Consider the following 20475-nt stretch of genomic DNA (forward strand, 5'->3'; position numbering starts at 1 on the left):
TCGCCCCACGATGGCGGTGAGCATCCCCTTTCTGACTGAGTTGGCGGTGGACTACGGCGCGGTGGTGGAGATGGCCCCCGGCCTGCGCCGGGTGATGGCCAATAACCCGAGCAAGTTCACCTACCGGGGCACCGGGACCTACATCGTGGGCCGAGGCCGGGTGGCCATCGTCGACCCCGGCCCCGACGATGCCGACCACATCGCCGCGGTGCTGGCCGCGGTGGACGGCGAACAGGTGGAGGCCCTGCTCATCACCCACACCCACCGGGACCACTCCCCCGCGTCCCGGTCGGTGGCCGAGGCCACCGGCGCTACCGCTTACGGGTTCGGCCCCCATCCGGACGCCGACCGCGACGACGGCAAGAGCGAAGAACGGGGAGACATCGACTTCGCCCCCGATATGGCCGTGGTCCACGGCGATGTGATCGAGGGACCCGGGTGGAGCTTCGAGTGCCTTCACACTCCGGGCCACATCTCCAACCACATTGCCTACCGCTGGCGGGAAGCGGCCGGGGTGTTCACCGGCGATCACGTCATGGGGTGGTCCACCACCATCATCCCCCCGCCCGACGGCAGCATGACCGACTACTTGGCCAGCCTGCGGCTCTTGGCCGACTGTCCTGATGACCAGGTGTACTGGCCCACCCATGGACCCCCGGTCACCGAACCCCATTTGCTGGTGGAGGCCCTCTACGCCCACCGTCTGGACCGGGAGCGCCAAATCCTGGAGTGCCTGGCCGCCGGGCCGCAGACCATCGCCGAGATGGTGGAGGTGATGTACGCCGACGTAGCCCCAGAACTGCATGAGCCTGCGGCCCGCTCCGTGCTGGCCCACCTAATCGCCATGTGCGGCGACGGCCGGGTGGGCACCGACGGCGAAGCGATCGCCGAGGCGGTCTACTACCGGGGCTAGCCGGTTTCCTCTATGGTGACCGAGTTGACGGTTACCGGGGGTTCGGGGCCTCCGCCCAGTGGGTTGTCGGGCTCGTCGACGTGGCTGGCCAAGATGGCCTCGGCCACCGCCAAGCTGTCGTTGTCCATCTGGCCGAACACCACGTAGGTGCCCTGGCTGTTGAGCAGGGCGGTGTTCTCGTTGACGGCAAAGAAGAACTGGGCGCTGGCGCTGTTGGGCGCCCCGGTGCGAGCCATCACGATCTGACCCGGCTCGTAGGCGAAACCCGAACCCTCGTCGGCAATGGTGTAGCCCGGTCCTGGGTCGCTCGGCGAATTGGTGTGGGGCGCCCCGCCCTGAATGATTCCGATACTTGGATCAGTGCGGAACAACAGAGTGTCGTCGTAGTAGTGGTACTGGGCCAAAACAGCGAAGTTGTTGGCAGTGATCGGTGTGTTGGCCATGTCTAGCGCAACCCGCATCTGCCCCGCGGTGGTGTTGAATACCGCGGTGTACTGCTTTGCAGGGTCCAAACACATCGGCTGAGGGCCGGCGAAATCCAGAACCGTCGGTCCTGATCCGTCCGCAGGCGGACACTCGTTCGATTGGAAGTCGGTCGCTTCAGCAAAGTCATCGTCCCCGGCTCCAAACCCTCCCATCATCTGGAATTCCTCCGGAGTCAGACACCGGCCTTGGATATCTGTTAGTTCGGCGATAATCGCGGCCATCACGGCCTCCTCGCCTGCGGAGATGGCCTCAAAGTACCCATCGACTAGCTCATCGGACATGTTGTCCACCACGCATTGGGCGCTCTCCTCCGAGATGCCGCTGCCCTGCACAAGGCTGTCGTACATCAACATGCGGAAGTCCAGACAGACACTCATAAGCCGCACAAACTCCTGGCCAACCTGTTCACCGCTGCCGTCGAGCAGCCCTTCTGTTGATACCAGAAGCCCGCCAACCTGGGCTCTTAACCCCTCATCAGATGTCTCGGAGCTGAAACACGCGGCCTGTTCGGCTGACGCGCCGTCCCTTTCCATAGTCACGGCCAGAACCCGCCGCCAGTCGGTGCAGGCAAGCGCCTTATCCAGAAGGTTCTCGATTTCGGATGGGCTGGCCCCAAAGCGATCTCCCAGCAGGAGGGATCCGCTGTCGGCATAAGCTGAGCTAAGGGACGCCTCGTCTAGGCCTAACTGGCTGATTCGATCGTCAGCGAACGCCCCCGCCACGCCGTTGGCCAAACAGCCCAACTCCTCATCAGTTGGGAATCCCGGTCTTTGAGGATCAGAGACCAGAATCGAGAGGATGGCATCGGCCAAGGCCCCCTGGGCCCCTTCGTCGGCAGCAGACAATGCGGCCTCGGTAGACACGGCGGGCTCTGGGGTTTGGGAGGCTGATTGTGGAGCCGGTGAGTCACCAGTCGGTGCCGCTGAGCCGTCATCATTACTGCCGCTGGAGCAAGCGGCGCCCACCAGCACTATGAGCGCAATCACCCCTTTCAGAATTGTCCTGCTCATCCTGACACCTCCCGATTCAGCCGATGGTCTCGGCTACTACGACGGCCCAAACCTATTTGAGGTTCCAACGACATCGGCGGACCTCAGGCCACTGCGCCCGACAATCGGAGTCTCTTGACCTCGTCAACCGAATACCCCACCTCAAGGAGCACCGCGTCGGTGTCGGCCCCCGGGGGCTGCGACTCCTGAGCCGGCGCCGAAGGCGTGCCCTCGAAGCGGGGAGCAGGCCGGGGCTGGGTTGCCCCGCTGAAGTCGAAGAACGAATCACGGGCCAAGGCGTGGGGATGGGCCGGGGTCTGTCCCATGGTCAGCACTGGGGTGACGCAGGCGTCGGTGCCGTCGAAGGTGACCATCCACTCATCCAGAGTGCGGGCAGCGATGATCTTGCCCACCCGCTGTTTCATCTCCGGCCACCGGATGCGGTCCATCTGCTCGGGCAGGTCGTCGGCGCCGGCCAGGCCGATGCCGGCCATGAACTCGGCGTGGAACTGGGGCTCGATGGCCCCCACCGCCAGCCATCGGCCGTCGGCGGTGCCGTACACCTCGTAGAAATACGCCCCGGAGTCCAAGAAGTTGGCCCCGTATTCGTCGGTCCAAAACCCGCTGGCATGGGCGGCATACAGCGGAGACAGCAAATAGGCCGCGCCGTCCACCATGGCCGCGTCCACCACTTGGCCGTCGCCACCACGGGCCACCTCCAAAAGGGCGGCCACCATGCCCAGCACCAGGAACACCGAACCGCCCCCGAAGTCGCCGATGAGGTTGAGGGGCACCGACGGCGGTTGTCCCGTCCGCCCGATGTGGGCCAGCGGGCCGGCCAGGGAGATGTAGTTGATGTCGTGGCCGGCCCGGTCGGCCAGCGGGCCGCTTTGGCCCCAACCGGTCATTCGCCCGTAGACCAGTTTGGGGTTGCGGGCCAGGCAGGCATCAGGCCCGACTCCGAGGCGCTCGGCCACCCCGGCCCGGAAGCCCTCGAACAAGCCGTCGGAAGCCTCGGCCAACCGAAGCACCGCCTCCACTCCCTCAGGCTGCTTGAGGTCGAAGGCCACCGTGCGCTTGCCCCGCTCCATGGGACCCGATTGCGAGGCCACCGGGTTGCCCGAGCCGCCCACCCGGTCGACTCGGATGACCTCGACGCCCATGTCCGACAGCATCATTCCAGCAAACGGTGTCGGGCCGATCCCGGCCAACTCGACGATGCGCATTCCCCTCAATGGACCCATGGCCCTACGGTATGCCTGCGAACTGCGACAACCGAAAGGCGGAGCGACACCGATGAGCGCCACCGAACGAAAGACCGCCCTGGTCACCGGAGCCAGCCGGGGCATCGGAAAGGCCAGCGCCATCGCCCTGGCCCGGGCCGGGTTCGACGTGGCCGTGTCGGCCCGCACCCTGGTGGACGGAGCAGGCCGGGACATGTACGACCCCGATCTCGCCATTCCCGGCGGGCTCGACACCACGGTGGGCGCCATCGAGGCCGAAGGCCAGCAGGGTTTTGCCCTGGCCATGGACTTGCTGGACCGAGCCAGCGTGGACGCATGCGTCGACGGCACGTTGGAGAGCTTCGGCCACCTAGACGTGCTGGTGAACAACGCCATCTACCAGGGCAAGGTGAGCATGACCCCGTTTCTCGACTTAGAGGAGCCCGAAGTCCATCGGCTGTTCGAGGGGAACGTATTCGCCCAAATGGCGATCACCGAGCGGGTGCTGGCCGCCATGGTGGAGCAGGGCTCGGGCACCATCGTGAACATGATCTCGGCCTCGGCCTACACCGACCCGCCCGGCCCCATCGGAAAGGGAGGCTGGGGCATGGCCTACGCCATGAGCAAGGGGGCGTTCAGCCGCATGACCCCTCACATCCATGTGGAGCACGGCCCCGACGGCATCCGCTGCTTCAGCATCGACCCCGGTTACGTGATCACCGAGGCCGCCAGGGCTCGAAACACTGCGGGGGCATTCCCCTTCCCCGGCGGCGAGCCGGCCACCATCGGCGCGGTGGTGGCCTGGTTGGCCACCTCACCCGACGCCAACGACCACCGGGGCGGCATCGTGTACGCCCAAAGCGAGTTCAAAAAGCGGGGCCTGTCGGCGTGAGAGCGGTGCGCCACACCCCCGAAGGCATCCGCCCGGTGGAGGTGCCGGCGCCCACCTCTGTGGCCGTCGGCAATGGAGAAGGGGTGCGGATACGGCCCCGCTCGGTGGGCATCTGCCAGACCGACCTGAACATGGTCTGCTTCGGGCCCAGGGAGATGACTTTCGGCCACGAGTTCGCCGGTGTTTTGGACGACGGAACCCCGGTGGCGATTGAGCCGATGGTGCCCTGCGAGGTGTGCGAGTTCTGCGGAATGGGCGACTACCACTGGTGCGAGAAGTCGCACGAGATGATCGCCGGAGTGGCCTTCGACGGCGGCATGGCCGACGAGATATTGCTCCCCGAGCGGTGCCTGGTTCGTCTTCCCCACGGCTTGGACGTGGCCAACGCCTGTTTGTGCGAGCCGCTGGCCGTGAACATCCACAGCCTGATGCTGGGACGGCTGGAGAGCCGACACCGGGTGGCCGTGGTGGGCCCCGGCATCACCGGATTCGGCCTGTTGGGCGGGGCCGCGGCCCGCTGGCGGGGCTGTGTGGTGGACGTCGAGCCCGACAACGACCTTCATGCCTCAGCCGCCGAGCAGATGGGCCTCGGCGTGGGACTGTCGGGCACCTACGACGTGGTCATCGAGGGCGACGGCTCGGAGCGCTCCATCACCCGCTCCGCCGAGGTGGCCCGCCCCGGCGGAACAGTGCTGCTGGTGGCCGGCTACTACCAGAATAAGCTGTTCGAGGTACTGCCCTGGGTGCTTAAGGAGCTGACCGCGGTGTGGGGAACGTTCTACGGCCACCACGGTGCCGGTCGGGCCTTCGACTCCGCCGCCGCCCTGCTGGCCCATCGCCCCGAGATCGCCGAGGCCATGATCACCCAGCGATTCCCCCTCGACGGCGCCGGCGAAGCCTTCGCCCTGGCCGCTAGCGACACCCCCACTCTGAAGGTTGTCGTCGAGCCCTAGATGGAGGGGTCGATCAGGGGGACCAAGCGGGTCTGGTCGGCCCAATCGATGATCTGCATGTCCATGGTCGCCAAGGTCATGCCGCCCAGCATTGCCGTGGCAACGATCAGCTGGTCGGCTGGATCCCGGTGGAAGCCCGAATTCATCAAGAGAACCGACTCTACCGCCACATCGCCGTCGACTGGGATCTCTCTGAGTCCCGATTGCAAGCGCTGTTGGCGCCACACGGAGGGATGGCAGCCCAAGTCGATACGCTGATGGTGGTGGAGGCGCGTGGTCTCCATGAATGTGGTGGACGAGACGGCTACCCTGCCTTCACCCAGCTCAGACTCCACCTCCGCCTTGAACGACTTGCTGATTTCTGAACTGTCGGCGACCAACCTCAGCAAGACGTTGGTGTCCAACAAAATGGTCACGCTCCGCCCTCAGGATTGAGGATCCGCTCAGGACGGGCGACAACATCCCAGTCATCCAAGGGGATAGGCGGCTCGGCATCAATGTCGGCCAAGATCCGAAGCTGTCCGACGCACGATCCCACCAACTTGGGCTGGTCCTCACGAAACGGGCTGACCCGCACCACCGGTCGGCGATGTTTGGTGACCACGATCTCTGCGCCAGTCTCTTGCACTTCGTCCATCAGCCGCAGGCAGTTCGTCTTAAACTCCCCTGCTGGCACAATGCGACCTGCCAACGTCGCGCTATCCGGTGTTTCCATGTACCCACTATAGTCATCTTTATATGACTATGTTCGATTGATTTGGTGATTTAGACCAAGAACGACTCTCGTAGGCGCTCGATGGTCTGGGGCTTGACGCCGAATTCAAGGGCGTAGCCCTCGGGGCCGCTCCAACGAACATCGACGATGTCCAGCAGATCAGACATGGCGCTAATGGGGGCCGTGGTGATGTCGTCGGGCAGCTTTTCCCAAACTTTGGCCATATCGGGCAGCTCGGCCAGCCCCCGTTCCCGGATAAGGGGAGCCGCAGGTGCGGTGGCCGCATAGTCGCCCACAATGTCCTGGCGGTCTACTCCGACCAATCCCAAAATCATCGCGGCCAGACAGCCGGTGCGGTCCTTGCCGGCCATGCAGAAAAAGGCGGTCGGCCACCGATCGGGATCGGCCACCAGCTCGACGGCGGCAGCAAACCGCTCTCCCCCGCTGCTGATCATGTTCTCGTAGAGCTGTCCGAAGGAGCGGCTCATCAGGTCGGGATCGGGGCGCTCATAGGTGTGCATGGCGCGATCGGTCGTGCCGATGTGGTGCTCGACAATGCCCAGTGTTGGATCGAGCACTCCAACCCGCTCTCGCTCGTCGCTTGCCCGCAAGTCCACGGCGGTGCGGATGCCCAATCGACCGATGACCACTGTGCCATCGGCGGGGCTGAGCCGGTGCATGGAGTCGGCCCGAAACAGCACTCCCCACTTGGTTGTGCCGCCCAATGTGCTGGCGTAACCGCCCAAGTCCCGGAAGTTCACGCACCCGTCCAGCGGAATGCGTCTTTGATGGTTCATTGCCTCTGTTCCCGTCTTCCCTCTGGCCCTGCAATCTAGAACACCGCTAGGGGTGTTGGGAGCTGACGGAGACGATCTCGCCGGTCATGTAGGTGGAGTAATCGCTGGCCAGGAACACCATCACGTTGGCCACTTCCCACGGCTCGGCGGCCCGGTCGAAGGCCTCCAACGAGATCAGGTCGTCGAGGAACTCTTGGCTGGACACCTTGGCCAAAAAGGGGTGCATGGCCAGGCTTGGGGCCACGCAGTTGACCCGCACCCCGGCTTCGGCCGCTTCCATGGCCGCGCAGCGGGTCAGGGCCATCACTCCTGCTTTGGCCGCGGCGTAATGGCTCTGGCCCGCCTGGGCCCGCCATCCCATGACCGAGGCGTTGTTTACGATGACCCCCGAACCCCGCGGCATCATGTGGCGCAGGGCGGCCCGGGTGGTGCGCATCGTGCCGTTGAGGGTCACGTCGACCACCACATTCCACTGCTCGTCGGTCATGTCCACCAGGTTGGCGGTGCCTCCCAGACCGGCGTTGTTGATCATCACGTCCACATGGCCCAACTCGGCCACCGCGGCATCGATCAGTACTTGGACCTCTTCCTCCTCCGTCACATCGCACAGTTGTATGGCGGGGGGCACACCGAATTCTTCGGCCAAACGGTTGGCGGCCTCGTCCATCCGGCGCCCATGGATGTCGCTGATCAGAACCTGGGCGCCTTCGGCCATGCACCGGCGAGCAGCAGCGAAGCCGAGTCCGGTGCCAGCCGCGGCAGTCACAACCACCGTCTTGCCTTCTAGCAGCCCTCGGCCCGGCGGCTCGGGGGGCACGTCTCGGCTCACGGCGACACCGGAACCGGCGGCAGATCCTTCATAGCCTCGGCCAAATCGGCAATGGTCCACTCCCGCTCATCATCGAGGAAGTCCTGGCGCAGCCACGGGGTGTACCAGCGGACATCGCCGCCCTTGGCCATGAACACTCGCCCGGTCACGTCGCAGTCGGCCGTGGCCAGCCATCCCACCACCGGAGCGGGATGGAAGGGATGGAAAACATCGAAGCCCTCGGCGGGCTTGGCCACCATCTCGGCCACTCCGGGCGCCCCTTCGGTCATGCGGGTGCGGCCCGCAGGGGTGACGCAGTTCACCCGCACGCCGTAGCGCCCCAATTCTTGGGCGATGATCACCGTCATGCCGGCGATGGCCGACTTGGCCGCCCCGTAGTTGGACTGGCCCACGGTGCCGATCAGCCCCGAAGTGGAGCTGATGTTGACCACCGAGGCGTTTACCTCTGCGCCGGATTTGACCTGGTCGCGCCACCAGCCGGCGCATACCCGGGTCATGCAGAACGTGGTCTTGAGGTGGCCGCGTATCACTGAGTCCCAGTCATTTTCGCTCATGGAGGCGAACATCTTGTCCCGCAGGATGCCGGCGTTGTTCACCAGCACGTCCACTCCCCCGAAGGCATCCAGGGTCTGGGCCAGCAGAGACTCGGCTCCGGCCATCTCGGCCATGTCGTCGCTGTTGGCCACCGCGGTTCCACCGGCGGCGGTGATTTCGCCTACCACCGCCTTGGCCACGGCCGGGTCGGCACCAGTGCCGTCGGCTTCGCAACCCAAGTCGTTGACCACCACCTTGGCTCCTTCGGCGGCAAACAGCAGGGCATAGTGGCGACCGATTCCCCGACCGGCCCCGGTGATGATGGCGATTCGCCCATCCAGCGCGCCGCTCAACATCAACTGCTGCTTTGGGCTGCCGCCTGGCGCTGAGCTGCCTGCGCTTCCAGCATGGCCATGGTGGGGTGCTCCTCGGTGCCGACAGTGCGGGGCAGCGCCTCTTCGATGCCCTCCGGTGTCCAACTGCTGCCGGGAGCGAACATGGAACGGAGCTCGCCGAACTGGGCCCAAACGGAAATTCGGGGACCGACCACGGTGTAGACCTGAGCGGTTATGCCCCTGGCCTGGTCACTGAGCAAGTACACGGCCAAGGGTGCCACGTCCTCGGGCTCACCGGCCTCGATCTCGAACGGAACGTTCTCCGACATGCGGGTCTTGGCGCTGGGGGCGATGCAATTGGCGTTTATCCCATAGCGCTTCAGGGCCAGCGCCGCGCTCTTGGTGAGCGAGATGATTCCCCCCTTGGCCGCCGAGTAGTTGCACTGGGAAGTCGACCCGGTGAATGCCCCCGAGGTGATGCCCACCAGCGAGCCGCCGGTCTCCTGCTTGCGCATGATGGCCGAGGCGTGCTTGTACACCGTGAAGTGGCCCTTGAGATGCACCTGGATCACGTCGTCGAACTCTTCTTCGGTCATGTTGAAGATCATCCGCTCGCGCAGGATGCCGGCCACGCACACCGCGCCGTCGATCGAGCCCCAAGTGTCCACTGCGGCCTGAACGGCGGCCGAGCCGCCCTCCATGGTGCTTATGTCGGAGGCCAGTGCCAGGGCGGTCCCACCAGCCGCCTCGATCTCAGCCACCACCGCATCGGCCACTTCCGAGGAGGGATCAGCGCCCGCCAGCGACACGCCGTAGTCGGCCACCACCACGTTGGCGCCCGCCGCAGCACAGCCCATGGCGATGGCCCGGCCGATGCCGTTGCCCGCTCCAGTGACGACGATGTTCTTGCCTTCGAGATATCCAGTCACGGGCGAAAACCCTACCCGTCGCCTGGAGCCAGTAGTTGGTCGAAGAGCTCGGCCAAACCCTCGGGGGGAATCCGGCCGCTTCCTCTTAGGGCCAACGTCCCGTCCCCAAACACGAGAACCCAGAACGGGGTGCCCGCCTGACCAAAGGCGACGGCCACCTCATTGTCGGCGCTGTCCACCAGAACGGGGAATGGCCAACCCTCGTCGGCCAGCCATTGGCTGGGCGGATAGTTGTCCCTGCCGGAGTCCACCAAAGTGACCACGCTGAGAAGGTCCACCCCTTCAGGCAAGTTATTGCCTTCGGCCAGCCATTCGGTCAGCTCAGCTACTTCGGCCTGGCAAGCTGGGCACCAGTGGGCCAGGAACACGATGGCAGCAGGCCGCTCTCCTGGTATCCATTCCAGAGGCGAGCCGTCTATGGCAGTGCCATTTAGGGCGGGCACCGGTTGGCGGAATGCTGGATCGGCATCAGGTGAATCCCCAATCGGACCAAGCGGTTGTCCGACCACCTGCACCGGGGCAACCTCGACCGCGGTGGGAACCTCGGTAGCTGCGGATGTTGCGGCAGGTGTGGGCTGCCCAGTGGCCGTGGGAGTCTCCAATGGCGTGGACTGCTCGGTGGCTGTGGGCGAAGCGGCCGAGGCCGGATCCGGAGCAGCATCATCGCCGGCGCCACAGGCTGTCGCCAACAGCAGGACAGTGGCAGTCAGCGCTACAACTCGGCGAACGGGGCGCTTCGAATTCATGACCACAGGCTACGGGCTGGCTACAGCGGCATCACCACGCCGCCGTTGGGCCGCATGGTCTGGCCGGTAACGAACCGCCCGGCCTCGGAGCACAGGTACAAGATGGCGTAGGCAATGTCGTTGGGGTCGCCCACATAGCCCAGCGGGTTCATTTGGGCGATGGTGTCGAAGTGGCTCCTCTGACGCTCGGGGTCGACTTTGCCGTCGTCGTTGAGGAAGTGGCGGTCGTAGATGGGCGTCTCGATGGAACCGGGAGCCACCGCATTCACCCGGATGGGGGCCATCTCCACTGCGGCGGTGCGGGTGATCATCTTCACCGCCGCCTTGGTGAGGGCATACACCGAGATCATCGGTGCGGGCATGTCGGCCCCGGCTGACGACAAGTTGACGATGGACCCCGACTTCTGGTCGGCCATGGCCCGGCCTGCCGCGGCGGTGCCCCAGTACACGCCCTTTATGTTCACGTTCATCACCCTGTCGAGCTGCTCGGGGGTGGTGTCCATGATGAGGCTGTCGGTGATGATCCCGGCGTTGTTGACCATGATGTCCAGCCTCCCGTGCCGGTTCACCGCATCGGCCACCAGCGCGTCCACCGCCGCCTTGTCGCTCACGTCGGTGGGAACCGCCGACCAAGCCGCTCCCAGCGCATCCAGCTCGCCGCCGGTCTCGCCCATCCCATCGGCGTCCACGTCACCCAGCACCACCGAAGCACCGGCCTTGGCCAGCGTTACCGCCGTCCCCCGGCCAATACCCGAGGCCGCCCCGGTGACCACTGCCACCTGGTTGGAAATGTCAAACGCCGCCAAGATGTCATCATGCATGGCCCCATCATGGCCCGCGCTCAGGGAGGATTGAGAACCGAACTACGGAAGGCTCAGGCGGGTTCCCAGAACACCATGGCGTGGGTGTCGTCGTAGGTGCGGGCATAGGCGACCACGGGCATGCCTATATCGACGGCTTCGGGGTCGATGCCGGTGAGGCCGCCGAACATTCTCACTCCCTCGGGGAGGTCGACCATGGCCAGAATGTAGGGCAGCTCGGCAAACGCCGGTACCCCGTACTGGCGGACCACGGTGAAGGTGTAGACGGTGCCGGTGCCGTCGGCCTCCATCCACTCGGGCTCAGCCGCGCAGGCGGTGCAGAGCGCTCGGGGATAGTGCTGGCGATGGCCGCATTCGGGGCACTGCTGGATGAGCAGGCGGCCCTCGGCCGCGGCGGCAAAGAACTGGCCATACTCCCCTTCGCCGGCGGGGACCGGCCCCTGCCACTCAAGATCGCGCACAACTTTCATGACGGTCGATCCTTACCCAAGATGACGGTGCCGATGGCCGAGAGCCAGCCGCCGGAGCCGCAGGCCAGAGCCACCTCGGCATCAGGCACCTGGGCCTCGCCGGCGTCGCCCCGGAGCTGGCGTACCGCCTCGATCAGCAAGAAGATGCCCCGCATCCCCGGATGGTTGGACGACAGTCCACCGCCGTCGGTGTTGGTGGGCATCGACCCGCCCCGGCGCAGAAGGCCCTCCTCCACAAAAGCCCCACCCTCGCCCCGGCCGCAGAAACCCAGGCCCTCCAGCATCAACAGCACGGTGATGGTGAAGCTGTCGTAGAGCTGGGCGGTGTCGATGTCGGCCGGTGCAACCCCGGCCTGGGCGAATGCCTCTGGGCCGCAGATGGCCGCCCCCATCTCGGTGAAATCGGGCATCTGGTGGATGTTCCAGTGGGTCTGGGTTCCCGCCGCCCCCAGCACATAAGCAGGGGGCTGGCGCAGGTCGCGGGCGATTTCCTCGGTGGTCATCACCAGCGCCCCGCCGCCGTCGGTGATCACGCAGCAGTCCAGCTTGTGGAGCGGATCAGCAATCATGCGGCTGTTCACCACATCTTCCACCGTTATCGGGTCGCGGTAGCGGGCATCGGGATTCAGCCCGGCGAACTCCCGAACCCCTACTGCGATCTCGGCCAACTGCTCTGGGGTGGTGCCGAACTGGTGCATGTGGCGGCGGGCGGCCAGGGCGTAGGCCCCCACCAGGGGCAGGCCGTAGGGCGTGGCCATCTGCATGGCTCCCGTCACCGGCTGGGCGTCGCGCTGAAACCCGCCGGTGCCCAGAACCCGGCCCATACGGGTGAGCTGGTCGGAGCCGTAGGAGACCAGCACGGTGTCGCACAGCCCTTGGCGGATGGCCGCGGCAGCGTGCTGCACATGGAACTCGAACGAGGAGCCCCCCACCATGGTCCCGTCGATGTAGCGGTGGCTCACCCCCAGGTATTCGGCCATAGACGCGGCGTCGTCGCCTTGGCCTGGTCCCCCGCCGCTGGTGCTCACGTATCCGTCGATGGCCGACTTCTCAATGCCGCAGTCGGCGATGGCCCGGCGGGCGGCCAGCGCATGGTGTTGCACCGAGTTCAAATGCGGCACCACTGGATAATCGCTGAGACCGATGCCGCAGATGACCGGGAGTCGGGAAGCCATTAGCTGAGAGCTTCGAGGATCTGGTTGTGCTCGCCCACGTGGGGGGCCCGGTGACGGATGCGATAGGGGGACTTGGGGGCGATATAAGGCGCACCCACGTAGGTGAAACTGCGGCCCAGATCCTCGTGCTCCACCTCAACGGGAAAGCCCCGTTCCTTGAAATGAGGATCGGCCAGCACTTCTTCGGGTGAGTAGATGATCCCCACCGCCAGACCCCTCTCCTGGGCGCCGATGAAGAACTCATAGGCGGTGATGTTCTGGGCGATGAAACGGACTGCCTCCCGGGCGGCGCCGAACATGGCGGTCACCTCGGGATCTTGGCCCACCTGGGACAGGTGCAGGTCTTCTTCGAGTTGGGCGCCCATCTCCAAGAAGAAGAACTCTTCAAATTGGTCCTTCAACCCCAGGCTCTCCATCCACTCCACTACTACGGAGAAGTCCCGGGCTGATCGGGGCGGGAAGCCGGTGTTCACGTCGATGCCGTCTGCCGATAGCGCGCGGGTGAACGTAGTGGGCTCGACGGCGGCGTGGCGCCCGGTCTGGCGCTGCACCTCGTCGCCCGCCACCAGCCATTGCACCGAGCCGAACTCAGTGGTCACGTTGGCGGCGGCATGCAGGCTCACATCCACGAACTGCCCCTGGCCGGTGCGGTCTCGAGCCAACAGCGCGGTCTGGGCCGAGAGCACGGCAAATATTGAGCCAGTCTGGTACCCCTGGTTGCCGCCACCCCGCTGGGGCGAGATGGCATGGTCGTCGTAACCGCAGCTCCACACCGGCCCGCCCGCGGCCAAAACGGTCAGGTCGATGCTCTCCTCTTGAGACCGCGGCCCGCTGCGGCCGAACGGGGTCAGCGACACCCAAATCAATTCAGGATGATCGGCCCGCAACATGTCATGGTCGATGCCCAAGTCGGACAACCGGCCCGGACGTTCTGACTCCAGCACCACGTCGGCGGTTGCAACCAGCGAGCTGAATCGCTCCTGGTCGGCTTCTTTCTCCAAATCCAGGGTCACCCCCAGCTTGGAGGAGTTGTAGTGCCACCACCACAGGCTGCGCTCTGGTCCGGGTTCGTCAGCCAAGAAGGGCTCGAAATCCCGGGTGTGATGACCGCCGGGTGGCTCCACCAAGATGACCTCAGCCCCCATTCCGGCCAGCATCTGCCCGGCGAACGCCGAGGCTTCCCCGGCCAGCTCCACCACTCGGATACCAGCTAACGCACCGGGAAGGTCATTACCGGCCATCAGATCACCCCCTCTGCGGCCAGGTCGGTCAACTCGGCGTCGGAATGACCGAGCAGGCCGCCGAGTACTTGTCGGTTGTGCTGGCCCAACAGAGGGCCGCCTTGTTCCAGCACCCAGTCGGTTTCCGAAAAATGGGCGGGGATTCCGTCGACTCGGACCCGGCCCATCTCCCCGTGGGTGACGGTGGGCCACAACCCCCAGGCTTCGGTGTTGGGGTCGTCGTCTATCCGGTCCACCGGCTTTGCCACTCCGGTAGCGGGCACGCCCACGGCTTGCAGTTCGGCTGCCGCTTTGAACCGGTCCCGGCCCGACGTCCACGCCCGAACAGCATCGTCCAGATCGTCCTCATGGGCCAGCCGTCCGGCCAGGTCGTCGAACCGGCGGTCGTCGATGGCCATGATCCCGGCGATGGCCTGCCAGTCGCGGTCGTCACGGGCGGCCAGAGCCAGCCAGGCGTCGTGGCCGTCGGCCTCGTAGATGCCGTGGGGAGCCATGGCCGGGAACTGGCTGCGATTGGAGTATGGCATTCCGTCGCGCCGCAGTGGACGGCCGTTCGCGGTGTAGTCCAGCACCGCCGGGCCGAGCATGGTGGCCCCGGCGTCGGTACACGACATGTCGATCCACTGGCCTTCACCGGTGCGGCTGCGGTGAATGAGCCCGGCCATGATGGCCATGGCCATGAAGTTGCCGCCGTGGTGGTCCATGTAGGAGTAGCCCCACCCGGCCGAGGGCATGTCGGGAAGCCCGGAGGTGAACGTGAGGCCGCAGCAGGCCTGCACGATCGGACCCCAAGTCTTGTACTTGCGGTAGGGGCCGACGTGGCCGAACCCGCAGTTGGACACATACAAGATGTCGGGCTTGATCTCCCGCAGGCGGTCGTAACCGAAGCCGAGTCGTTCCAGAACCCCGGCGGCGAAGTTCTCGGTAACTGCGTCGCTCACCGCGATGACCTCTGTCAGCAGCTCTTTGCCCCGCTCGGTGCGGAGGTTGAGGGTGACCCCCAGCTTCTCCACGTTGTGGTTGTTGAAGCAGCCGCCGAACTCGTGGCCCCGGCGTTCGTCAACGAACGGTGACGTTCCCCGAAGCACATCCCACTTGCCCAGGCGCACCGGGTCCTCGATGCGGATGATCTCAGCGCCGAAGGCGGCCATCCACCGGGTGGCCCCCGCTCCGGCCAGCTGCCCGGTGAAATCGCAGATGCGGATATGCGACAAAGCCTCAGATTTCACGGCCAGACCTTACGCGGCCCCGCTCGACAATCCATAGGCTTCTGGCCGTGCAAGTGCTACACCACATGGAAGACGAACGGCTTGACCCACTCATCGACCAATTCGAAGACGTGGATTTCGTGTATGTGCCCCGCCAGGGCGACATCCCTGAGGATGCGTTCGGCGACGTCCTGCTGACCATCCCCCGGGACTATCCCAACCTGGCTGAGCTATTGGATCGGGGCGTGGATTGGGTGCATGTGACCAGCACCGGGATCGACGGGTTCCCACTCGAGCTTTTGGGCAACAGGGTGATGACTTGCTCCCGGGGCGCCGGGGCCATCGCCATATCGGAATGGTGTCTAGCCATGTTGCTGGCCTTTGAGAAGGACCTGCCCAGCGTGTGGCTGGATCGCCCGCCTGAGCGGTGGTTTACCGCCGATCTGGGGGCGCTCTACGGCAAGACACTGGGTCTCATTGGCCTGGGTGGCATCGGCACCGCGGTGGCCCGCCGGGCGCTGGCCTTCGACATGTCGGTGCTCGCCATTCGCCGCACCGCCGCGCCCTCTCCAATGGAGGGGGTGGAGATTGTCAGCTCGCTGACTGAGCTGCTGGCCCGCTCCGACCACATCGTGGTGGCCGCGCCGGCCACTGCGGCCACCCGCCATCTGCTGGACGCCGACGCCCTGGCCGAGGCCAAGCCGGGGGCCCACATCGTCAACATCGCCCGGGGCGACCTCATCGACCAGGACGCCCTGCGGGCCGCGCTCGACGACGGGCACATCGCCCGGGCCTCGCTGGACACCGTGGAGCCCGAGCCTCTGCCCGAGGGCCACTGGCTCTACAGCCACCCCCAGGTGCGGGTCAGCGCCCACGTCTCCTGGTGCATGCCCGACTCCTGGCACCTGCTCATGGCCCCCTTCGCCGACAACATTAAACGCCGCCTCGCCAGCCTCCCCCTCTATGGGATTGTCAACCCCGACGAGGAGTACTAGCTCGGGATTGCGGCTATGGATGTCGCCTATGGCCTACACCTTGCCGGGAACAGCAAACCTCTCAACCTCAATCCCTTCGGCCTGCTCCCGCGCCTGCCAGAGGTCATAGGCCTGCTGCATTCCCAGCCATGTCTCCGGGGTGGAACCGAACGCCTGCGACAATCGAAACGACATCTCAATCGAAATGCCAGCCTTCTGGTTGACAAGATCGGAGAGCGCCTGACGGGTTACTCCCAAACCCTGGGCTGCTCGGGTAATCGACAACCCAAGAGCTTCCAGGCATTCTGACTTGATCATTTCTCCTGGATGTGGAGGATTGTTCATAGGCATCTGTTCACTCTCCTAGTGGTAGTCGGTGTAGTCGACGTCCGTTGCATGTCCGTCTTCGAACCTGAAAACCACACGCCAGTTCGCTGAAACTGATACGGCGTAGTGGCCTTTCAGTTGACCCGACAGCGCATGCAATCGAAATCCAGGCAGATCCATATCCATCGCATTTCGACTCTGGTCGAGGACGGCAAGGATGCGGCGCAGCTTTTGGACATGCTCAGGTATGACCCGCCGACCCCTTTTGCCCTCATAGAGTTCCCTCAAGCCCCGATGCTTGAAGGATTGGATCACAGTTCAAGTGTATAGCGTCGCCTGTCACTTGTCAGACGACATAAGAAATAGGGCTGCTACGGGAGGTCGGTTGACATGATTGCCGTCACCACGTCGCGGCGGCGGACTTGGAGGGTAGCCGGGGTTCGGGGGATGGCGTCCAAGGACTCGATGCGACGGGGGTGCTTGTACCGGGCCAGTCGATCGCTCAGGTGGTTCCGCACATCGTCGAGAGCGGGCAGGGCCGCGCCCGGGGCCAGCACGAAGACGGCACACACCACCTCGCCCCAGCGGTCGTCGGGGATGCCCACCACCGCTACCTCGGCCGCACCGGGAAAGTCGGCCAGATGGCCCTCGACCTCAGCGGGCGACACCGTCTCCCCGCCGGTGCGTATCACGTCTTTGACCCGCCCGGTGATGGAGTAGAAGCCGTCGCCGTCCACCTCGGCCAGATCGCCGGTGCGGAACCAGCCGTCGTCGGTGAACGCCTCCGCGGTGGCTTCGGGATTGTCGAAGTAGCCGTCGAACATGAACGGAGATCGGGTTTGCAGCTCCCCCCGGTCGAGGCGCACCTTGACACCCGTATGGGCCTGGCCGCAGCTTCCCGGCCGGTACTCCATGTCAGCGTCGTCCAACATGGCCACCGATCCGGCTTCGGTGGATCCGTAGAACACCCGCCGATGAGCGTTGGGGAACGCGGCCTTCAAGTCGGCCAGCAACTCCGGCGGGGTGGCCGAAGTGCCCGATGTGGCGAACCGCAGCGACGCCATGTCTTGGTGCCGGTTGGCCTCCAGCACTCGGCGCCACACTGCGGGGATGCAGTTCATGTAGGCGGCCTGATGGGCCTGCACTGCGTTGATCAACACATCGGCCTCGGCCCGGTCGGTGAATACCACCAATCCCCGGGCCTGCCAGGCCTGAAGGGCAATGGTCCACGCCCCCATGTGGAACATCGGGTACATGCACACCGTGGCGCCTCGGGGCTCGAGAAGCGCCGGCGTGCGGGTGCGCAGCCAGTTGCACCGGTGCGACAGCACCACGCCCTTCGACTTCCCGGTGCTTCCGCTGGTGAAGAACACAACGTGGGGATCGGTCTCCCCCACGCCCGACGGGGACTGCACCGCCGGGGAAGCTGATTCGGCCTCGGCTACCAAGTCGAGCCCAGGCCCGGTTCCCCCCAGCCGGACCAGCGGCACCCCCACTGCCTCAGCTACACCTTGGCCAGCCTCCGCGTGACCAGAATCGGTCACCAGCAGCTTGGGACGGGCCAGCCCTACCATCTCGGCAGCCTCGTCAGGCGATAGCCGGGCATTGGCCGGGGCGAACACCGCCCCGGCTCGGGCCAAAGCGACAAACAGCGCCACTGACTCCAGGTTGTTATCGCTCCATGTGACCACCCGGTCGCCCCGGCTCACCCCGAGTTTGGCCAGCACATGGCCCATTTGGTTGGCCTGGTGACTCAGCTCCCCGTAAGTGAGCGTCCGCTCGCCCAAGACCGCCGCCAGGCGAGCAGGCACCGTGGCCGCCGCATTGTCGAACACCGAGCCGATCACCAACTCCATCGCCGGGCACACTACCGGGCGACAAGCACCGATCCGGCCTGTGCTCACTGCGACCACTAGCTTCAGATCCGAATGGCGAGACAATCGGTGGGGCAATGAGCAAGAAATCGGATGCAGAGGTCGCGCTCGAAAGGGCCTATGCGACCAAGGGTCCGGAGGCCAACCGAGAGCTGTACGCATCGTGGGCTCCAACGTACGAGTCGGGCTTCATGGTCGACAGCGGTTACGTGTACCACCAGGAGGTGGTCAAGGTCTTCTGCGACAGCTTCTCTGAGCTCAACGGGCCAGTGCTGGATGTGGGCTGCGGAACCGGCGTGGTCGGAGGTGAAATGGCCAAGTTGGGCGTTTCAGTCATCGACGGCATCGACATCTCGCCGGAAATGCTGGCCGAAGCAGCGGCCAAGACTCACAACGGCCGCCCTGTGTACCGGCAGCTCGTCGAAGCCGATCTCACCGGTCGGACCGGGCTGGCCGATGGCGCCTACGCCGGCATCGTGAGCTCGGGAGCGTTCACCCATGGAGTCCTCGGACCGGAGACGATTTTGGAACTGCTTCGGGCGGCCAGCCCCGGAGCTCGTTTCGCGCTGGGGATCAACTCGGCTCACTTCGAGGAGTTCGGCTTCGACCATTGGTTGGAGCAGCGGCGGTCGGACGGCCATATCGCGGAGCTTGAATTCAGGTTGCGGCCTATCTATAGCGAAGCAGACGAGGACGACCCCGACCAGTGGACCCGCATCGCCGTTTTCGCCGCCGTGTGAGCGGAGCCGCCGGACTCTTGAGCCTGGCTAATGGCAACGTGGCACCATAGGGCCATGAGCTTGACGTCCGACCCGCTCCCCGATACCGAAGAAGGCAAGGCGTTCGACCCCTTCGCCTATCCCGAAGAAGTCCCCCACGACACGCTGAATGAGCTTCGGGCCGAGTGCCCGGTGGCCCGCACCCCCACCGGCTGGTATCTGACCAAATTCGACCATGTGCTGGCCGCGACCAGAGATGTGGAGACCTTCGTGTCCAGCTTCCGCGATCCCGGCGTGGTGGTGCCCGAGGAGGAGAAGCTCATCAGCGAGATCCCCGAACCACGCCACGGCAAAGTGCGGCGGATCATCAACGCCACCGTGGCCCATCACAAGTCGATGCGGGCCGAACCATTCGTGCGGGATCTGTGCCACCAATACCTCGACCCAATCTTGGAGCGGGGCCACGGCGAGTTGGTGGCCGAGTTCATAACCCCGGTGCCCATCAACGTGATCTCCCACCTCATCGGGGTGCCCGCCGAGGACTGGGAGCAGTTCCACATCTGGACCGACGAGGTGGTGCTGGGCGACTACCCCCGCACCAACCGCAACGAGCGGGGCGAGGGCCTGGCCGGCGCCCACCCCGAGTTCTGCGCCTACATCGACGCCCTGATCGCCGAGCGGCGGGCCAGCGATCATGCTCCCGACGACCTGGTCACCCGGCTGATCACCACCGAGATCGAGGGCCACCGGCTCACCGACGTGGAGATCCGCACCCAGTTGGCCTTCCTAATAATGTCGGGCAACGAGACCACCCGGCACCTGATCGGCAACCTGCTGTGGCGCATCATCGGCGACCCCGAGCTGTTCGCCACCCTCAAGGCCGACCGGGAACTGTGCGAGCGGGCGGTGGAGGAGTCGCTGCGCATCGACTCCCCCGCCCACATGCTCATCCGAGACTGCACCGCCGACACCGACGTGTTCGGCGCCCCCATGCGCGAAGGCGACAAGATCGTGTTCGGCGTGTCGTCGGCCAACCGGGACGAGGACTATTTCGAAGACCCCGACGCATTCCGGCTCGACCGGGACCGCCCCAAAGACCACATCGCCTTCGGCGGCGGCCCCCACATCTGCCCGGGCGCCAGCCTGGCCCGCCTCGAGGGCCGGGTGGCACTAGAGGTGTTCTTGGACCGAGTGGCAACCGCCGAGCTGGCTCCCGGCTGCGTCCGCAAGAAGACCCCGGTGTTCTGGGCCAACGGACCCCACCGCCTCGACGCGTACTTGACCCCGGAATCCGCTGACTAAACAAAGGCAACCAGCCTGGTACT

The 20475-nt window shown here is 65.3% G+C and carries 23 protein-coding genes; 6 read left to right on the forward strand and 17 right to left on the reverse strand.

Going from position 1 to position 20475, the window contains the following annotated elements:
* Positions 1-10 precede the first annotated feature (10 nt).
* On the forward strand, positions 11-913 hold the full coding sequence (locus ACOGXA_RS08875) for an MBL fold metallo-hydrolase (RefSeq protein WP_419926894.1): 903 nt from the start codon (positions 11-13) through the stop codon (positions 911-913).
* Here the strand turns inward: ACOGXA_RS08875 and ACOGXA_RS08880 are convergent.
* The gene (locus ACOGXA_RS08880; RefSeq protein ID WP_419926895.1) at positions 910-2244 is read right to left on the reverse strand and encodes a peptidylprolyl isomerase; all 1335 of its coding nucleotides are present in this window, start codon (positions 2242-2244) and stop codon (positions 910-912) included. The genes ACOGXA_RS08875 and ACOGXA_RS08880 overlap by 4 nt on opposite strands.
* Positions 2245-2492: 248 nt before the next feature.
* Positions 2493-3632: a CaiB/BaiF CoA transferase family protein gene (locus ACOGXA_RS08885; RefSeq protein ID WP_419926896.1), complete on the reverse strand. Its 1140-nt coding sequence runs from the start codon at positions 3630-3632 to the stop codon at positions 2493-2495.
* Positions 3633-3684: 52 nt separating this feature from the next.
* Here ACOGXA_RS08885 and ACOGXA_RS08890 point away from each other — a divergent pair, with 52 nt between their 5' ends.
* Together ACOGXA_RS08890 and ACOGXA_RS08895 are read left to right on the forward strand one after the other, a co-directional pair.
* Complete coding sequence (locus ACOGXA_RS08890; protein WP_419926897.1) at positions 3685-4503, forward strand: SDR family NAD(P)-dependent oxidoreductase; 819 nt, start codon at positions 3685-3687, stop codon at positions 4501-4503.
* Positions 4500-5456, forward strand: coding sequence for a zinc-dependent alcohol dehydrogenase (locus ACOGXA_RS08895; protein WP_419926898.1), 957 nt, complete (start codon positions 4500-4502; stop codon positions 5454-5456). Before ACOGXA_RS08890 ends, ACOGXA_RS08895 begins: the two co-directional genes overlap by 4 nt.
* Here ACOGXA_RS08895 and ACOGXA_RS08900 read toward each other — a convergent pair.
* From ACOGXA_RS08900 to ACOGXA_RS08955, 12 genes are all read right to left on the reverse strand, one after another.
* Entirely contained in the window at positions 5453-5872 is a 420-nt protein-coding gene (locus tag ACOGXA_RS08900; protein WP_419926899.1) for a type II toxin-antitoxin system VapC family toxin, read from the reverse strand. The genes ACOGXA_RS08895 and ACOGXA_RS08900 overlap by 4 nt on opposite strands.
* Positions 5869-6093, reverse strand: a complete 225-nt coding sequence (locus ACOGXA_RS08905) for a type II toxin-antitoxin system Phd/YefM family antitoxin (protein WP_419926900.1) — start codon at positions 6091-6093, stop codon at positions 5869-5871. The genes ACOGXA_RS08900 and ACOGXA_RS08905 overlap by 4 nt, the downstream gene beginning before the upstream one ends.
* A 128-nt stretch (positions 6094-6221) precedes the next feature.
* Positions 6222-6968: a tyrosine-protein phosphatase gene (locus tag ACOGXA_RS08910; protein WP_419926901.1), complete on the reverse strand. Its 747-nt coding sequence runs from the start codon at positions 6966-6968 to the stop codon at positions 6222-6224.
* 46 nt (positions 6969-7014) lie between these two features.
* Entirely contained in the window at positions 7015-7797 is a 783-nt protein-coding gene (locus ACOGXA_RS08915; RefSeq protein WP_419926902.1) for an SDR family oxidoreductase, read from the reverse strand.
* Positions 7794-8687 carry an SDR family oxidoreductase gene (locus tag ACOGXA_RS08920; protein ID WP_419926903.1) on the reverse strand — a complete coding sequence of 298 codons (894 nt, stop codon included), beginning with the start codon at positions 8685-8687 and terminating at the stop codon, positions 7794-7796. Before ACOGXA_RS08920 ends, ACOGXA_RS08915 begins: the two co-directional genes overlap by 4 nt.
* Positions 8687-9595, reverse strand: a complete 909-nt coding sequence (locus ACOGXA_RS08925) for an SDR family oxidoreductase (RefSeq protein WP_419926904.1) — start codon at positions 9593-9595, stop codon at positions 8687-8689. Before ACOGXA_RS08925 ends, ACOGXA_RS08920 begins: the two co-directional genes overlap by 1 nt.
* Before the next feature lie 11 nt (positions 9596-9606).
* Entirely contained in the window at positions 9607-10341 is a 735-nt protein-coding gene (locus ACOGXA_RS08930; protein WP_419926905.1) for a redoxin domain-containing protein, read from the reverse strand.
* A gap of 20 nt (positions 10342-10361) precedes the next feature.
* Positions 10362-11162 (reverse strand): SDR family NAD(P)-dependent oxidoreductase, encoded by an 801-nt coding sequence (locus ACOGXA_RS08935; RefSeq protein ID WP_419926906.1) that lies wholly within the window; start codon positions 11160-11162, stop codon positions 10362-10364.
* 53 nt (positions 11163-11215) lie between these two features.
* The gene (locus ACOGXA_RS08940) at positions 11216-11632 is read right to left on the reverse strand and encodes a Zn-ribbon domain-containing OB-fold protein (protein ID WP_419926907.1); all 417 of its coding nucleotides are present in this window, start codon (positions 11630-11632) and stop codon (positions 11216-11218) included.
* Positions 11629-12807, reverse strand: a complete 1179-nt coding sequence (locus ACOGXA_RS08945; protein WP_419926908.1) for an acetyl-CoA acetyltransferase — start codon at positions 12805-12807, stop codon at positions 11629-11631. Before ACOGXA_RS08945 ends, ACOGXA_RS08940 begins: the two co-directional genes overlap by 4 nt.
* Positions 12807-14048: a CaiB/BaiF CoA transferase family protein gene (locus ACOGXA_RS08950; RefSeq protein WP_419926909.1), complete on the reverse strand. Its 1242-nt coding sequence runs from the start codon at positions 14046-14048 to the stop codon at positions 12807-12809. Before ACOGXA_RS08950 ends, ACOGXA_RS08945 begins: the two co-directional genes overlap by 1 nt.
* Positions 14048-15277, reverse strand: a complete 1230-nt coding sequence (locus ACOGXA_RS08955; protein WP_419926910.1) for a CaiB/BaiF CoA transferase family protein — start codon at positions 15275-15277, stop codon at positions 14048-14050. Before ACOGXA_RS08955 ends, ACOGXA_RS08950 begins: the two co-directional genes overlap by 1 nt.
* A 47-nt stretch (positions 15278-15324) precedes the next feature.
* On the opposite strand from ACOGXA_RS08955, the gene ACOGXA_RS08960 reads away from it, so the two are divergent.
* Positions 15325-16251, forward strand: a complete 927-nt coding sequence (locus ACOGXA_RS08960; RefSeq protein ID WP_419926911.1) for an NAD(P)-dependent oxidoreductase — start codon at positions 15325-15327, stop codon at positions 16249-16251.
* Between the two features lie 33 nt (positions 16252-16284).
* Here ACOGXA_RS08960 and ACOGXA_RS08965 read toward each other — a convergent pair whose 3' ends face one another.
* Genes ACOGXA_RS08965 through ACOGXA_RS08975 form a run of 3 tightly spaced genes read right to left on the reverse strand, consistent with a single transcriptional unit; the run spans position 16285 to position 18413 of the window.
* Positions 16285-16581, reverse strand: a complete 297-nt coding sequence (locus tag ACOGXA_RS08965; protein WP_419926912.1) for a HigA family addiction module antitoxin — start codon at positions 16579-16581, stop codon at positions 16285-16287.
* Between the two features lie 12 nt (positions 16582-16593).
* Entirely contained in the window at positions 16594-16872 is a 279-nt protein-coding gene (locus tag ACOGXA_RS08970; protein ID WP_419926913.1) for a type II toxin-antitoxin system RelE/ParE family toxin, read from the reverse strand.
* A gap of 56 nt (positions 16873-16928) precedes the next feature.
* A complete protein-coding gene (locus ACOGXA_RS08975) occupies positions 16929-18413 on the reverse strand; it encodes a class I adenylate-forming enzyme family protein (protein WP_419926914.1) in 1485 nt (494 codons plus the stop codon).
* A 95-nt stretch (positions 18414-18508) separates the two neighbouring features.
* On the opposite strand from ACOGXA_RS08975, the gene ACOGXA_RS08980 reads away from it, so the two are divergent.
* Together ACOGXA_RS08980 and ACOGXA_RS08985 are read left to right on the forward strand one after the other, a co-directional pair.
* Positions 18509-19171 (forward strand): class I SAM-dependent DNA methyltransferase, encoded by a 663-nt coding sequence (locus ACOGXA_RS08980; protein WP_419926915.1) that lies wholly within the window; start codon positions 18509-18511, stop codon positions 19169-19171.
* A 54-nt stretch (positions 19172-19225) separates the two neighbouring features.
* On the forward strand, positions 19226-20452 hold the full coding sequence (locus ACOGXA_RS08985; RefSeq protein ID WP_419926916.1) for a cytochrome P450: 1227 nt from the start codon (positions 19226-19228) through the stop codon (positions 20450-20452).
* Positions 20453-20475: the final 23 nt, after the last annotated feature.

The sequence above is a fragment of the Candidatus Poriferisocius sp. genome, from assembly GCF_965208475.1.
In the GTDB taxonomy this organism is placed as follows: Bacteria; Actinomycetota; Acidimicrobiia; order Acidimicrobiales; family Bin134; genus Poriferisocius.

What these genes read in the sequence shown, in the direction of transcription:
- ACOGXA_RS08875 (WP_419926894.1), top strand. Translation starts at nt 11, where the DNA reads ATGGCGGTGAGCATCCCCTTTCTGACTGAGTTGGCGGTGGACTACGGC.
- ACOGXA_RS08885 (WP_419926896.1), bottom strand. Translation starts at nt 3,632, where the DNA reads ATGGGTCCATTGAGGGGAATGCGCATCGTCGAGTTGGCCGGGATCGGC.
- ACOGXA_RS08890 (WP_419926897.1), top strand. Translation starts at nt 3,685, where the DNA reads ATGAGCGCCACCGAACGAAAGACCGCCCTGGTCACCGGAGCCAGCCGG.
- ACOGXA_RS08905 (WP_419926900.1), bottom strand. Translation starts at nt 6,093, where the DNA reads ATGGACGAAGTGCAAGAGACTGGCGCAGAGATCGTGGTCACCAAACAT.
- ACOGXA_RS08910 (WP_419926901.1), bottom strand. Translation starts at nt 6,968, where the DNA reads ATGAACCATCAAAGACGCATTCCGCTGGACGGGTGCGTGAACTTCCGG.
- ACOGXA_RS08920 (WP_419926903.1), bottom strand. Translation starts at nt 8,687, where the DNA reads ATGTTGAGCGGCGCGCTGGATGGGCGAATCGCCATCATCACCGGGGCC.
- ACOGXA_RS08930 (WP_419926905.1), bottom strand. Translation starts at nt 10,341, where the DNA reads ATGAATTCGAAGCGCCCCGTTCGCCGAGTTGTAGCGCTGACTGCCACT.
- ACOGXA_RS08935 (WP_419926906.1), bottom strand. Translation starts at nt 11,162, where the DNA reads ATGCATGATGACATCTTGGCGGCGTTTGACATTTCCAACCAGGTGGCA.
- ACOGXA_RS08940 (WP_419926907.1), bottom strand. Translation starts at nt 11,632, where the DNA reads ATGAAAGTTGTGCGCGATCTTGAGTGGCAGGGGCCGGTCCCCGCCGGC.
- ACOGXA_RS08945 (WP_419926908.1), bottom strand. Translation starts at nt 12,807, where the DNA reads ATGGCTTCCCGACTCCCGGTCATCTGCGGCATCGGTCTCAGCGATTAT.
- ACOGXA_RS08950 (WP_419926909.1), bottom strand. Translation starts at nt 14,048, where the DNA reads ATGGCCGGTAATGACCTTCCCGGTGCGTTAGCTGGTATCCGAGTGGTG.
- ACOGXA_RS08965 (WP_419926912.1), bottom strand. Translation starts at nt 16,581, where the DNA reads ATGCCTATGAACAATCCTCCACATCCAGGAGAAATGATCAAGTCAGAA.
- ACOGXA_RS08975 (WP_419926914.1), bottom strand. Translation starts at nt 18,413, where the DNA reads ATGGAGTTGGTGATCGGCTCGGTGTTCGACAATGCGGCGGCCACGGTG.
- ACOGXA_RS08980 (WP_419926915.1), top strand. Translation starts at nt 18,509, where the DNA reads ATGAGCAAGAAATCGGATGCAGAGGTCGCGCTCGAAAGGGCCTATGCG.
- ACOGXA_RS08985 (WP_419926916.1), top strand. Translation starts at nt 19,226, where the DNA reads ATGAGCTTGACGTCCGACCCGCTCCCCGATACCGAAGAAGGCAAGGCG.